We start from the raw sequence: 15,232 nt of genomic DNA, 5'->3' as shown, positions 1-15,232 counted from the left end.
TGGTATGCTATATTTGATCCCTGTAATAAGTGCCTTTATTACCTGGTTTGTGACCTGGGTAATATTCAAGTTGATTTTTTCACCGATCCGCCCGGTCAACTTAGGGTTCTTCACGCTACAGGGAATTTTACCCAAACACCAGCCATCCATCGCCAATGACTTGGGAAAATATGTAGCGCAACAATTCCCTGTTGATTCCATCAAGCAATCCATCGCGTCCCCGGAAAAAATCAAGGCTATATTACCTTTCGTAGAACAACATATAGATGATTTCCTGAGAAATAAATTACCGAAAAAGATGCCCGTGATTGCGATGTTCATCGGTGACAGCACCATTAACCAGATGAAGGCAACCCTGATGGGTGAACTGGATGAGCTGATCCCGAAATTAATCGGGCAGTACCTCGACAAAACAGCGGAAGAAGTAGATATTGCGGGTTTGGTTGCTAAAAAGATCGAAACGGTTTCCATGGAAGAATTATCCCAAAATTTCTACGGAAAAATGGGTAAAACCATTACCGCGATACAATGGAGTGCCGCAGCATTCGGTTTCGTTGCAGGATGGATTCAATGGTGCATTGCCATTGGATTTTAGCCGGATTAACTACGCTTGTGTTAACGAATGTTAATACCTTTTGACCTCATTTTTAAGAAGTTCGTAGCGAAAATTCCCCCTTTCATCAAATACGCCCCCGAGCGACTCGATTTGCCACTACATTTACGGCCAGTTTATGTAAAAAAGGTCATTTAAATCAGTCGAAAAGCAAATTTGATAATGAAACTCAGTTACAACATCCTTGCTATCCTGCTGCTTTTTCAGCTCCAGGTATTTGCTCAAGCGCCGCAAGGAAAGAGGCCCGGGGGAATGCCCGGGGGAATGCCCGGGGGAAATATGCCCCAAATCGGTAGAGTTTACGGAAAACTATTAGATGCCTCTACCGGGAAGCCGATTGAATATGCTTCCGTAGCCCTACTCAAACAGCAAGATTCCAGCTTGATTACAGGGATGCTTACGCAAGGCAACGGCGACTTCAACTTCGAAAAATTACCCTTTGGCCCGATGATCGCCAGGATCAACTTCATGGGTTATATCACGATCTATAAAAAAGTAACGGTTACCCCGCGGGCAACGGACCAGGACTTGGGCAACATCAAGATGAAGCCCAATGTAAAAGAACTCGCTGCCGTTGAAGTAACCGGTCAGAAAAGCGATTTCCAGCTGGGGATCGATAAAAAGATATTTAACGTGGACAGGAATCTTTCCAGCGTTGGAGGAACCGCCACCGATGTTTTAAAAAACGTCCCTGCCGTTAACGTGGATATAGACGGGAATGTCAAGGTAAGAAATGCTTCTCCGACAATTTTTGTGGATGGCAGACCTTCCACCCTTACCTTAGATCAGATACCTGCCGATGCGATCGAAAGCGTGGAATTGATCACCAACCCATCTGCCAAATATGATGCGGAAGGTATGAGTGGTATTTTGAACATCGTACTGAAAAAAAATAAAAAAGCAGGGGTCAACGGGATGATCCAAGGTGGCATTGCCACCGGGGAAAAGTATAACGGTAGCGGTAACATCAATATCCGCCAAGGAAAAGTCAATTTCTTCGCCAATTACAGCATTAATGCCAATAGAAACTGGGGGCGCGGGGAAACCAATACGACCTATTTCCAACCGGGCAAGGATACTTCTTACCAGGATCAATCTAGTAATAGCATCAGCAAGGGCAGCTTCCAGTTCGGTCGTGCCGGGTTAGACTATTTCATCGATAACCGCAACACGATTTCCTTATCGCAGAACATCGTGGCAGGTAATTTTAAAAATACGGAGGATCTAAGAACAGTTTCATCGAATTATAACAAGGATCCCTTGATGGAAAACCTCCGTAACTCGATCAGTGAATTTGAATTTAGAAATTATACCACGCAATTGGGTTGGAAACATACTTATGCCAAACCCAAGAAAGAGTGGACGGCTGATTTCAGTTTAAGTAAAAGCAATAATTCTCGCGATGGTGATATATATACAGATTATCTCGATGGAGCCGGTAACACTACCCTACCTTCTAGCTTCCAATATCAACGAACCAAAGGTAGTAGCACTTTCGGCAGCCTGCAAACAGATTTTGTAAACCCGGTAAGCGAAAACGGTAAACTGGAGTTCGGTTTAAAAGGTACTTACCGCGATTATTCCAGCGATTACAAGGTATTTGATCGCGATAACGATAGTGGTGAGGACATTTACAACGATCGTTTGTCGAGCGCATATAAGTACAACGAACAAATCTATGCAGGTTATGTAAATTTCTCCAACAGCATTGGCAACTTCGGTTACCAAGCCGGCCTACGCGCGGAACAATATATTTATGCCGGGGAAAGCGCCGGGGTAAAATACAAACCCACCAAGGCTGTGCCCGGATTGTACCCCAGTGTATACTTATCACAAAGGTTAAAAAACGAGCAAGAATTACAACTGAATTATAGTCGCCGGGTAAATCGCCCTAACTTCTTCCAGTTGATTCCGTACAGGGACTTTACCGATCCGTATAACCAAAGGGAAGGTAACCCGAACCTGAAACCGGAATACACTAACAGCTTCGAATTTTCTTACATGAAAACATGGAAGCAACATAATTTCTTGGCCAGCGTTTATTTCAGGAATACCAACAACATGATCTCTACTTACACGGAACCAATCCAGGGAGATAGCATGTTGACCCGCTTCGTGAATGCAAACCGGAGTAATTCTTACGGCGCCGAGCTGACATTAAAAAATCAACTGTTTAAAATATGGAGCTTGACCACGAACGTGAACCTGTTCCAAACCGATTTGAGTATTAACACGAACAATGAGCAGTCCCAAAACTCCGGTTTCAGCTGGTTGGCAAAGATCAACTCGGAAGTTAAATTACCTTGGAACTTCACGTTCCAACAAAACTATCAATACCAGGCCGACGCGATTGCATTGCCGAGCAGCGGCGGCGGTGGCAGGGGCTACATGATGATCCCTACTTCCACCCAGGGAACGATCAAGGGATATCATACCTTGGATCTATCGATTAAGAAAGATTTCTTGAAGAACAAGGCATTATCCGTAACCCTTACCTGGTCGGATGTGTTCGATACCCGTGAATTTGGAATGGACTTAGCAACGGCAAGCTATAAGCAAAGCTCTTACCGCAAGAGGGAATCTGAAATCGGCAGGCTAAATATCAGCTACCGCTTCGGGAAAATGGACATGCAACTCTTCAAGAGAAAAAGTAATAAAGGAGAGAACGGCATGGGAGATATCCAGGCATTTTAGTTTTTTACGCGCTATAACAATCAAATCCAGGGAAGGAGCGGCCAATAGCCGTTCCTTTTCATTTTATAATCCATTGTAAGCACCGCTTATCACAAATCGGGAATATAGCGCGATCCGCTGCTTACTTTTACGGGCTAAACTATCTATCATCCCGTACATGAGATTCCTTGCTTACATCCTGGTCTTTAATATATTTCTAAGTGTAAACCTTTTTGCCCAAGATTCTATCCAGGCAAAAAATTACCAGGTAACAGGTAATATCCAGGATCAGCAAACCCGCCAACCCGTAGAATATGCCTCGATAGTACTCCTTCATGCAAGGGATTCAAGTTTACTCGGTGGAATATATTCAGATGTCAAGGGGCATTTCTCGATCCCCGTTCAAGAGCCAGGCAACTACGTGCTAAAGATCACTTTCATGGGTTATGAAACATATGAAGCAGCTTGTAACGTGGTGGCTGGCCAACCCAACACCCAGCTGGGGAAAATATTACTAGTGCCGCAGGGGAAAAAGTTAAACGCCGTTGAAATTACTTCGCAAAAACCTGCATTCAGCATGCAAATAGATAGGCAAGTATTTGATGGTAGCAGCATCATTACAGCCGAAGGAGGTACCGCCACCGATGCATTGAGGAACCTGCCGGGCGTTGACGTGGACATGGACAATAATGTGACGATCCGCGGTAAAAGTATCTCCGTTTATATTGATGGTAAACCTTCTCCCTTCGGAGATCCGCAAACAGCATTGGAAATAATTCCGGCAGAATCAATCGACCGGATAGAAATCATCAATAACCCTTCGGCAAAGTTCGAAGCCCAAGGAGGGGGCGGCATTATCAACATCGTTCTAAAAAGAGATCGTGCGATGGGTTACAATACGATGCTAACAGCGGGGATTGACAACCGCGGACAAAATAATGCTTCCGTAAATGGAAACTTAAGGGTCAGGAGATTCAATTTGTTTGGGCATCTAAATATGCGGAACGGTAACGGGAACGGAGAAGGACTAAGCCGCAGGAAAAACCTTTACCAAGACAGTAGCTCCTATTTCAATCAATCTACTTTTAACGATTACAGTAACCATAACTGGAACGGTAAAATAGGAATCGATTATTATATCAACAATCATAACACGGTAACGATTAGCCAAGGCCTTAGTAATTATTCCAACAGTAATAATGACAGCCTTTACCTCTCCTACCTCGACGAGCATTACATGCAAAGCCAATACCGCCTGCGCGATAATCACGGGCAAAGAACAGGGGGTAATAACAGTACCACGTTGTATTACAAAAGGACATATGAAAAAGCCGGCAAGGAACTAACAGCATATATTACCCACTCCGGTAATCATAGCGATCCATCCAGCGAATACAATACCGACGTATTCCGCATGCCGGCCGATACATTTATAAGGCGGGAACTTCGGACCAACACGGGCCGTAGCCGGCAACAATATTGGAATGCCCAGGTAGATTACACGACGCCCGTAGGAAATAAAGGTAAGTTCGAGAGCGGCGCTAAAGCGGTCAAAAGAGATCATTCCACCAACAACCTGGCCTTGATATACGATTTTGATCTCAAGCAATTCGACACCAGTGTAAATTTATCCAACCATTACGATTATGATGAACAATTGTTTGCCGCATACGGTACATACGCCAATGTGCTAGGCAGGATCGGTTACCAAGCGGGACTTCGCGTAGAACAAGTCACATTAGAAGGATATTCATATACCAAGAATTTACCGGTAAGCAATAAGTTCTTAAACTTCTTCCCGAGTTTATTTTTAAAATATGACTTGAAAGAAAATCGCAACCTGGTATTTAATTATGCCACGCGAACCGAGCGCCCGCGCTTTGACCAATTATTACCATATATCAATGATTCCGATCCGCAGAACCTGCGTACCGGCAACCCCGAACTACAACCCTCCTTTACCCATAAATTGGAATTAAATTATACAGAGTATTACCCGGAAACCAGGAATTACCTGAATACCGGGTTTTATTACAACCGGACGGAAGATCTCGTTGACCGTGTCAGTACGATCAACAAAACGACGGGCATTACCACCACGATGCCGCAAAACGTGGCAACCAACCAAGATTGGGGAATCATGGCCACCTACAGGTGGAAGATCACGGACTGGTGGACGCATACCACGACCCTTCACGGGGTTTATGCCCGCTTTGATGGCATTTTGGATACGGCGGCGTACAGCAGGGAAAATGCCAGTTTAAAGATAAGCTTCAACAGCCAATTTAGACTTCCACGCAAGTTCAGCTTGCAACTATCCGGAAGATATGCCACGGCAAACATTATGGCCCAGGGATCATCTAAACCAATGAACGGCATCGACCTTGGAATACGCAAGCAATTGATGAAGCATAATAAATTAGTTATCGCCGTAAATATCAGCGACCTATTGAATACAAGGCAGTACAGCTCCCATATAGAAACGGCTAACTTTATCCAGGATTACGAAAGAAAACGCTTGAGCAGGTTGATACGTTTGAATATACGTTACCGCTTCGGGAAGATCGATCCGAATCTTTTTAGCAGGAAAAAAGTTGCTGGCTAGCCATAAAGATTCCCAGGGGAATTAATACTGTTAGTTTAAGGATTTAATCTTGGAAAGATCAGCGGTAGAAAGAATAGTAATAAAGTAGATTAAGCCGTATTTGATCAGAATACTTTAACCATTTTTACCACTTAACATCGGTACGAAAGAGAAGTCATCGAAGGTTTCCGTATTGTATTCAGTTTCTCCAACTTTTGTAATACGGAGCATACGTTGTACATCCTTTTCACCGACGGGGATCACCATTTTGCCGCCAATTTTTAACTGCTGTAATAATTTGGTAGGAATACTGGGAGCAGCAGCCGTTACCAATACTTTATCAAACGGTGCATAAGTAGGGAGCCCCTCGTATCCATCACCGTAAAAGAAACGGATTGTCCTGTATTTGCTTAAGAAAGAAAATTGTTTGTTATGTTCGAATAATTTGCGTTGCCGCTCAATCGTGAAAACATTAGCTTTCAATTCAGCAAGCACGCAAGCTTGGTAAGCGCTCCCGGTGCCGATTTCAAGAATTTTTTCCATCGGCTTCACCTCCAGCAATTGGGTTTGATAAGCAACCGTATAAGGCTGGGAAATAGTTTGACCTTCACCGATTGGAAATGCCCGGTCTTCGTAAGCAATACCTTCAAAAGCATTATCGAGGAAGAAATGCCTGGGGATATTACCGATCGCGTTTAAAACATTCTCATCCGTGATTCCTTTAGCACGGATACCGTCTACCAGTTGTTTACGTAATCCTTTCTGTTTATAATCATCAATATAAGACCGCCTCATAACCGCAAAAGTAATTTTTTGGATGAACAGTTCCTCATACAATTTTAAAATAAGCGGAAAGTAAGGCTATGACGGTGGTAGCTGGAAATAAGTGGTAGGTTATTAAAGCGGGCTTCCAACTAGTCGCAGGATCGGGGATGAAACAGTTCTACATTCAAAAACGCCGGTAAACATATTATAAATGTAACCGGCGTTTATCACTGTAATCTGCCATCATAATCACGTTAGTTTAGTAGTGAAGGGATTTTTCACCGGAATTGTTCCAAGGAACATCTCCAGTTTCCCACGAAATGATTACGATTTCGCTTTAATGGAAATTTCAATCACCGGGTGGATGTACACCAACCCTTTCCAATCTTGCTTTGCAGAATCAGGCCAAATTTGCTCGTTCACAGTAGATTCCAATGTAATTTGAGGCCTGTTTGAGTTTGTTCCATTACAACTAGCGGCTAACACGATAGCACCCATCGCTACCAAAAATTTGATCTTTTTCATCTTTAGGGGTTGTTTTTTTAAAAAAATGTTTTTATACTTGCAATCGGAGATTTTCTATCTAGCAATTCCCCTAATTGCGCCGCAAAGATAGAAAGATTTTTGCATACGTACAACTTCCCTCAAAGCCTATTTAAATATTTCGACACCATCTATTAATATGGTAATTTCTCTTGATATTATTTAAAGTTTCTATTCATTTATTAGTAATATTTCACCTCCGCTGCAAAGCATCCTGATTTTTGGCTTACATTTTTTTATCGTTACTTTACATTCCCAATTTAAATAGTTGTTGAAAACTAGAATTATATGGATGCAAACATTCAGTCAAAAGTAAATTCCTGGTTGCAACCGCCTTATGATGAGGCCACGATAGCAGCAGTGAAAACCTTGGAGTCAGAACACCCGGAAGAATTAATGGATGCCTTTTACCGGAACCTGGAATTTGGTACCGGTGGACTAAGAGGGGTAATGGGCGTAGGAACCAACAGGATGAATAAATACACGGTGGGAATGGCCACGCAGGGTTTCGCCAATTACATCCTTAAAAGCGTTGTAAACGGCGTACCTAAAATAGCCATCGCGCACGACAGCAGGAATAATAGCCGTTACTTTGCTGAAGTTGCTGCCAATGTTATGGCTGCCAACGGCGTGGAAGTGTACCTCTTCGAAAGCTTGCGCCCTACACCCGAACTGTCTTTCACGATTCGCCACCTGGCATGCAGCGCGGGCATCGTCCTCACTGCCTCCCACAACCCGAAAGAATATAATGGATATAAAGCATATTGGGATGATGGCGCCCAGTTAGTTTCGCCGCATGATAAAAATGTTATCCGCGAAGTTGAACAAATCGCCAGCATCGATGATGTGAAATGGAATGGCGATGCCGCTCCTATCCACATCATCGGCAAAGAAATTGATGATGCTTACTTATCTATGCTACAATCGCTTTCGATTAACCCGGAAGTGAACCGTAAACAACATGATCTCAAGATCGTGTATACGCCGATCCATGGAACTGGAATCACCTTGGTACCGGAAATATTAAAACGTTTCGGCTTCGATAAAGTACATGTAGTAGAAGAACAAGCCAGCCCGGATGGCAATTTCCCAACGGTTGTTTACCCGAATCCAGAAGAGGCCGAAGCGATGAGCATGGGCTTAAAGAAAGCCAAGGAATTGGATGCTGACATCCTTTTAGGAACGGATCCCGATGCTGACCGTGTAGGCATTGCCGTTAAAAATTTAGAAGGCGACTGGATTTTGCTAAACGGAAATCAAACCGCTGCATTATTATTCAATTACATCATCGAACAACGCAAGCAAAAAGGTTTAGCCAAGCCGAATGATTTCGTTTGTAAAACGGTCGTAACCTCCGAATTGATCGATGTATTTGCCGCTGCACATCAAATTCAATGCTACAACGTGTTGACCGGCTTTAAATGGATCGCGTCTTTAATTCATAGCTTGGAAGGAAAAGAAAACTTCGTATGCGGCGGCGAAGAGTCGTACGGTTATATGATCGGTGACAATGTGCGTGATAAGGATGCCATTGCATCGGTGGCGATGATTTGCGAAATGGCTGCATTCGCGAAGGAAAGTGGCAAATCTTTATTTGAGCAGTTGATAGAAGTTTATACCAAATACGGTTTTTACAAGGAGCACTTGATTTCCATCACTAAGAAAGGCATGAAAGGCGCAGAAGAGATTGCTGCCATGATGCAAAGTTACCGTACTGCCCCCCCGGCCACTATCAACGGCTCGGAAGTGCTGAAGATCTACGACTATCAAACGCAACAGATCACGGAGTTGAAAAGTGGCCAAGTAACGGGAATAGATTTACCGGTTTCCAATGTTTTGCAATTTGTTTTGGCAGATGGCAGTAAAATTTCTGCTAGACCATCCGGTACCGAACCAAAAATCAAATTCTATTTCAGTGTATGTGCGCCGTTGGCTAGCAAAGGCGAATTTAATACGGTAGAAACCCAGTTAAATGAAAAAATAAAGGGTATAATTTCAGACATGAAGTTATAAGCCCCGCTAAATATTGAACTTTTTCCGTTCCCGGCGATACTTTTATTGCCGGGAACATCATTGAACTACGATCCTATTGAAAATGAACCTGCGGGCGATATTATGCTTACTGTTTGTCAACTTTTCCTTCATATTTGCTGCTCCCGCACAGCAACGTTTAAGATTTACAGATATTCCCGACACCACTGTACCTTCCAGGGTTTGGATCATGGGCGGATTTACTGCCGGGCTAACAGCCGGTTCGCTCGTTGCTCTCAATCAATATTGGTACAAGGATTATGATAAAACTTCGTTTCATTTTTTTAATGATGGCAGGGAATGGCAGCAGATGGATAAGATCGGGCATGCTTTCACCGCCTACATGACTGCAAAATACAGCAGGGAATTGTGGCGTTGGACCGGCATCCCGAAGAAAAAACAAATTTGGTTAGGGGCTGCCAGTAGTATTGTATATCAATCTGTCATCGAAGTATTGGATGGATACTCCAGCGAATGGGGCTTTTCTTGGAAAGATATGGGCGCCAACCTCCTAGGTACCGGCTTAATGGTGAGCCAAGAATTAGCGTGGGATGAACAAAGGATACATTTGAAATTTTCGTATCTAGGCGAAAAATATCCGGGTGATCCCGTTATCAAGAACAGGACGGATGATATTTTTGGTAATGGCTTTCCGGAAAGGGTATTGAAAGATTATAACGGGCAAACATATTGGCTGTCTGTTAACCTGTTTGCATTCTCCGCACAGAAAAATCACCGTTTAAAATGGCTTAACCTTGCCCTCGGTTATGGCGGCAAAAACATGTACGGCGGCGATGATAATACCTGGGAATATGATGGCGTTCATTACGATTATAACCACGTAAAACGGCTCCGGCAATTTTATCTTTCACCGGATATAGATTTCACGCAAATACCCACCAAGAAAAAAGGCTTGAAGATATTATTCCAAGTAATGAATATGATCAAAATTCCGGCGCCAACATTGGAATACAGAACAGACGGACACTGGAAAGGACATTGGCTCTTCTGATGTTCCCGGGCTGCGCGGATTTCACCGATGAATAATCCTTTCCCCCGGAAAATTATTTCATCGCCGAGTCAAGGCATGCCTCCTCTCTACCCCGCACGGATCAACCCCACGGTACCCGATCAAGCCCTATCACACCAAATACGCGGACACGATCTCTTCGCCATTTGTATCTACCATTACCATCTCCTGCAAAGTCGTTGCCAGGGAATAACCTACAAAATCGACCGACAATGGGAATGATTTGTGCTTACGATCCACGAGCACGGCAGTTTGAATCTTTCTTGGTAAATTATTAAGGAAGGGTTTTAATGCATATAACATTGTTCTACCGGAATTAGCTACATCATCAACCACCACGATTACTTTACCTGTAAAATCCATCTCCTTGGAAATATCAACTTGGGAAGGATTTTCTTTATTCAATTTCAATTCGATTAGTTCCACGTCGATATCGGAAATTTCTTTGAGCTGATCCGCTATTTTGCGGGCAATGATCGATCCCCTATCCCAGATACCGGCCAAAACAATACCTTTCTCGGCACTGTTATGTTCATATATTTCGTATGCGATGCGGATGATCTTTTGCGCGATCACCTCTTGCGACAGTATTACATTCTTATTTTCCATATCCTTGGTTATAACCGCTGTAAAAATACATAAAATGTTGGCCGATAATAACATTGTTAACAGATTATACATTAAATTGAAGCGTCAAATCGGAAGGAAATGTCTATAATGCAACAAATTTTATTCGTAATTGCTTTTGCAATTGCCGTCATCTTATTTTCTAAGAAGGTGATGCAAATACGCCGAAACATCTTATTGGGAAGAGACATTGACCTTACGGATAACCGGGGTCAACGATGGAAGAACATGTTATTACTGGCTTTTGGGCAAAAGAAGATGTTCCGTAATCCATTAGTGGGTTTATTACACTTTTTCGTTTATGCCGGGTTCGTGATTATCAATATCGAAATTCTTGAAATTATCCTCGATGGCATTACCGGTAAACACAGGCTTTTCGCGCCGCTTACAGGAAGTCTTTACACGGTATTAATCGGCTGCTTCGAAGTATTGGCCGTATTGGTAATTTTAGGCTGCGCGATCTTTTTAATCCGCAGGAATATCATCCATGTAAAACGCTTGGCCAACAAGGAACTGAATGGCTGGCCAAAAACGGATGCCAACCTGATCTTGATCACTGAAATTGTATTGATGTGCCTGTTCTTAAGCATGAATACTTCGGATCAAATCTTACAAGCCCGTGGCCACGAACATTATACGGCTACAGGCTCCTTTTGGATCAGCAGCCAATTGATCCCGGTATTTAGCGGTTTGAGCGATGCAAACTTGATCGGCATAGAAAGAGGCGCATGGTGGTTACACATTTTGGGGATATTAGCATTCTTAAACTACCTACCCTATTCCAAACACCTCCATATAATATTGGCATTTCCGAATGCCTTTTATAACCGCTTGGTTCCCAAAGGCGAAATGGAGAATATGCCTGCCATCCAGCAGGAAGTACTATATGCGATGCAGCCGGAAATGGCACCCACCGAACCTTCCACGGGAGAAATGCCGAAGTTCGGCGCCAAGGATGTCCAAGATCTTACCTGGAAAAACTTACTCGATGCTTATACTTGCACCGAATGCGGCCGTTGTTCCGCCGCATGTCCGGCTACAACCACCGGCAAGGCGCTGAGCCCGCGGTTAATCATGATGAAAACCCGTGACCGCGCCGAGTTGGTTGGCAAAGAGCTGAATAAAAAAGAAGATTTTAAAGAAGACGGCAAATCACTTTTATATGATTATATCACTGAAGAAGAACTGAGGGCGTGTACTACCTGCAACGCCTGTGTGCAAGAATGCCCTGTAAGCATTAACCCGCTGGATATCATATTGCAATTAAGAAGGCACCTCGTAATGGAAGCCTCATCGGCTCCTGCCGAGTGGACGAACATGTTCAGCAATATAGAAAACAACATGGCGCCGTGGAAGTTTTCCCCGGATGATCGCGACAAATGGGCTATAGAGATGAATGCCTAGTTCATCAAGATTCTTTTTCATTAAAAAAACTATTAACATGCATATAAAGTCAATGGCGGAATATACGGCGAGCGGGGAAACACCGGATATCTTATTCTGGGTGGGATGTGCCGGGAGTTTCGATCAAAGGGCACAGAAAATTACCAAGGCTTTTGCCATGATCCTCGATAAAGTAGGAATGAAATTCGCTATCCTAGGTAAAGAAGAAGCTTGCACGGGAGACCCGGCAAGGCGCGCCGGGAACGAATTCTTATTCCAAATGATGGCTTATAATAATATCCAGGTATTAAATTCATACAATGTGTCCAAGATCGTAACGACCTGCCCGCATTGTTTTAATACCTTGAAAAATGAATACCCCGAGCTGGGCGGTACTTACGAAGTTATGCATCACACGCAATTACTGCAACAACTCATCAATGAAGGCAAAATAACGCTGAAAGACGGCGGCACTTTTAAAGGTAAAAAAATCACGTACCACGATTCCTGTTACCTGGGCAGGGCTAATGATGTTTACGAAGCGCCCAGGCAAGTGCTCGAAATACTTGATGCCGAGCTGGTTGAAATGAAGCGATGCCGGAGTAAAGGATTGTGCTGCGGCGCAGGTGGTGCGCAGATGTTTAAAGAAGAAGAAAAAGGTAATACCCGCATCAATACCGAGCGCGGAAAAGAAGCCGTGGAAACCGGCGCTTCCGTGGTAGCCATGAATTGCCCTTTCTGTATGACGATGCTTACCGATGGCGTCAAAGAACAGGGCAAAGAAGATGATGTAAAAGTATTGGACCTGGCTGAAATTATAGCGGAAAGCATGCAATAAATTGGAATTCGTAACTTTGCCGTATGAAAACAAATTATCTCGATATATTACCGGGGGATTTTGCAGGTAACTCCAGGGTCTGGATTTATCAAAGCAACCGCCCGTTCATGGAACGTGAAGCGATAGAAATTACCGAACAACTGGATCAATTCGTGATGCAATGGAATGCACACGGTGCAGGCGTAAAAGGTTGGGGTAAATTATTATTTAACCAAACCATCATACTCGTTGCCGATGAAACGGAAACAGCGGTAAGTGGTTGTAGCACCGATAGTTCCGTAAGAATCATAAAAAGCATCGAAAGGCAGTATAATGTTAATATGTTCGACCGGCTCCTGTTGGGCTTCATCGTGAAAGATAAAATTGAATTATTGCCGATGGCCCAAGTTGGCTATGCCCTTGAAAAAGGCTATATCTCACCGGACACCTTGTACCTGGACAATACCGTTCTCAACCTGGAAGATCTCAAGAATAAATGGTTGGTGCCTATCAAGGATAGTTGGTTGAAAGATAAGTTATCAATATCAGCAGCTTAATACTGCATGATTATAAAAATTACCCGATCCCCGCTACAAAATGCTGCGGGGATTTTCATTTACAGGAAAATGATCTGATAAAACCAGGATTTCATCCTGTCATAATGTCATTTTTCGACTTATTTGATTATTTTTGCTGTCCAAAAATTGATGGAATGTTGGATCAAAAAGTGCACGATGAAAGTCGCCAAGGTGAAGCATACGCTCCCGGGGTAGAAACGGTAAATGAATTTGCGAAAAAATTCTATATAGAAAGCTATGGTTGTCAAATGAACTTCAACGATAGTGAAATTGTCGCTTCAATCTTGCAAAACGAAGGATTCGGGGCTACCAGGAATTATGAAGAAGCAGATTTTATATTGTTAAATACTTGCTCTATCCGCGAAAAGGCCGAACAAACGGTTCGTACACGCTTGACGGAATTCCGCAAGCTGAAACGCGGCAAACCGGGGATGCTAGTCGGGGTATTGGGTTGTATGGCCGAGCGGCTGAAGTCTAAGTTCCTCGAAGAAGAAAAATTGGTAGATATCGTGGTGGGTCCTGATGCTTACCGTACCCTTCCCGGGCTGATCCAAGAAGCCGAAACCGGGCAAAAAGCGATCAACGTGTTACTGAGCCGCGAAGAAACATATGCAGATATCAACCCCGTTAGACTAGATAGCAACGGCGTCACCGCCTTCGTATCGATCATGCGTGGCTGCAATAATATGTGCACCTTCTGCGTGGTACCTTTTACACGCGGCCGCGAACGCAGCCGGGATCCCCACTCGATCGTTGCAGAAGCGAGGGACTTATATGACAGGGGCTTCCGCGAAGTGACCCTGCTGGGACAAAATGTTGATTCTTACTATTATATAAATGGTGAGGACCAAAGCACCAACTTCGCGCAATTGCTCGAAAAAGTGGCTTTGATCTCCCCCTTATTACGCGTTCGTTTTAGTACTTCACACCCCAAGGATATTACGGATGAAGTACTCTACACGATGGCTAAGTACGAGAACATTTGCAAATACATCCACCTGCCGGTTCAAAGCGGCAGCACGCGGGTACTGCAACTGATGAACCGTACTTATACGCGCGAATGGTACATGAAGAAAGTAGATCGTATCAAGGAAATCCTGCCGGGTTGCGGCATTTCTACCGACATCATCACCGGTTTCTGCACGGAAACGGAAGAAGATCACCGGGATACGCTCGACATCATGGAATATGCCAAGTACGATTTAGCGTATATGTTTGCCTATTCGGAGCGCCCAGGTACATTGGCAGCCCGCAGGTACCAAGACGATGTTCCAGACGAAGTAAAGAAAAGAAGATTGACGGAAGTGGTAAGTCTTCACCGCAGGCACGCCTTGGAGGGCATGCAACAGGAAGTAGGCAAAACCTTGAAAGTGCTGATCGAAGGAACCTCCAAACGCTCCGAAGAACAATTATTTGGACGTACCGATCAAAACCGCGTTGTCGTATTCCCAAGGGAACATTACAAGAAAGGGGAATATGTCATGGTAAAAGTAAATGACTGCACGGCGGCTACCCTGTTGGGAGAAGTTGTAGAGCCCGTAGAAGCATAAACACAGGAGGGCATTAACCGGACAAATAAAAGCATATT

12 protein-coding genes are annotated in these 15,232 nt (G+C 43.8%); 9 read left to right on the top strand and 3 right to left on the bottom strand.

Going from position 1 to position 15,232, the window contains the following annotated elements; all coding sequences use genetic code 11:
• Window positions 1–4 precede the first annotated feature (4 nt).
• The 3 genes from COR50_RS13615 to COR50_RS13605 all read left to right on the top strand — a co-directional run bounded on the left by COR50_RS13615 (window position 5) and on the right by COR50_RS13605 (window position 5,891).
• Window positions 5–595 (top strand): DUF445 domain-containing protein, encoded by a 591-nt coding sequence (locus tag COR50_RS13615; protein WP_098194493.1) that lies wholly within the window; start codon window positions 5–7, stop codon window positions 593–595.
• A 180-nt stretch (window positions 596–775) separates the two neighbouring features.
• Window positions 776–3,307 (top strand): outer membrane beta-barrel family protein, encoded by a 2,532-nt coding sequence (locus COR50_RS13610; RefSeq protein WP_098194492.1) that lies wholly within the window; start codon window positions 776–778, stop codon window positions 3,305–3,307.
• A gap of 157 nt (window positions 3,308–3,464) precedes the next feature.
• Window positions 3,465–5,891, top strand: a complete 2,427-nt coding sequence (locus tag COR50_RS13605; RefSeq protein ID WP_098194491.1) for a TonB-dependent receptor domain-containing protein — start codon at window positions 3,465–3,467, stop codon at window positions 5,889–5,891.
• Window positions 5,892–6,005: 114 nt separating this feature from the next.
• Here COR50_RS13605 and COR50_RS13600 read toward each other — a convergent pair whose 3' ends face one another.
• A complete protein-coding gene (locus COR50_RS13600; RefSeq protein ID WP_098196239.1) occupies window positions 6,006–6,665 on the bottom strand; it encodes a protein-L-isoaspartate(D-aspartate) O-methyltransferase in 660 nt (219 codons plus the stop codon).
• Window positions 6,666–6,959: 294 nt separating this feature from the next.
• Complete coding sequence (locus COR50_RS13595) at window positions 6,960–7,160, bottom strand: hypothetical protein (protein ID WP_098194490.1); 201 nt, start codon at window positions 7,158–7,160, stop codon at window positions 6,960–6,962.
• 306 nt (window positions 7,161–7,466) lie between these two features.
• Between COR50_RS13595 and COR50_RS13590 the strand changes: the two genes are divergently transcribed.
• Together COR50_RS13590 and COR50_RS13585 are read left to right on the top strand one after the other, a co-directional pair.
• Window positions 7,467–9,191 (top strand): phospho-sugar mutase, encoded by a 1,725-nt coding sequence (locus COR50_RS13590; RefSeq protein WP_098194489.1) that lies wholly within the window; start codon window positions 7,467–7,469, stop codon window positions 9,189–9,191.
• Window positions 9,192–9,273: 82 nt separating this feature from the next.
• Complete coding sequence (locus COR50_RS13585) at window positions 9,274–10,221, top strand: DUF2279 domain-containing protein (protein ID WP_098194488.1); 948 nt, start codon at window positions 9,274–9,276, stop codon at window positions 10,219–10,221.
• 129 nt (window positions 10,222–10,350) lie between these two features.
• On the opposite strand, the gene COR50_RS13580 is transcribed toward COR50_RS13585, so the two are convergent.
• Entirely contained in the window at window positions 10,351–10,848 is a 498-nt protein-coding gene (locus COR50_RS13580) for a phosphoribosyltransferase family protein (protein WP_098196238.1), read from the bottom strand.
• A 99-nt stretch (window positions 10,849–10,947) separates the two neighbouring features.
• Here COR50_RS13580 and COR50_RS13575 point away from each other — a divergent pair, with 99 nt between their 5' ends.
• The 4 genes from COR50_RS13575 (at window position 10,948) to miaB (ending at window position 15,194) form a co-directional block, all read left to right on the top strand.
• On the top strand, window positions 10,948–12,270 hold the full coding sequence (locus tag COR50_RS13575; RefSeq protein WP_098194487.1) for a (Fe-S)-binding protein: 1,323 nt from the start codon (window positions 10,948–10,950) through the stop codon (window positions 12,268–12,270).
• Window positions 12,271–12,307: 37 nt separating this feature from the next.
• Window positions 12,308–13,087, top strand: a complete 780-nt coding sequence (locus COR50_RS13570; RefSeq protein WP_098194486.1) for a (Fe-S)-binding protein — start codon at window positions 12,308–12,310, stop codon at window positions 13,085–13,087.
• Between the two features lie 23 nt (window positions 13,088–13,110).
• Window positions 13,111–13,623, top strand: coding sequence for a hypothetical protein (locus COR50_RS13565; RefSeq protein ID WP_098194485.1), 513 nt, complete (start codon window positions 13,111–13,113; stop codon window positions 13,621–13,623).
• A 155-nt stretch (window positions 13,624–13,778) separates the two neighbouring features.
• On the top strand, window positions 13,779–15,194 hold the full coding sequence (gene miaB, locus COR50_RS13560) for a tRNA (N6-isopentenyl adenosine(37)-C2)-methylthiotransferase MiaB (protein WP_098194484.1): 1,416 nt from the start codon (window positions 13,779–13,781) through the stop codon (window positions 15,192–15,194).
• Window positions 15,195–15,232 lie beyond the last annotated feature (38 nt).

Origin of the sequence: Chitinophaga caeni (genome assembly GCF_002557795.1) — a bacterium.
Classification (GTDB): Bacteria; Bacteroidota; Bacteroidia; order Chitinophagales; family Chitinophagaceae; genus Chitinophaga; species Chitinophaga caeni.
Note: the sequence above shows the minus strand (reverse complement) of the source record. Positions and strands in the feature narration are given on the sequence as shown.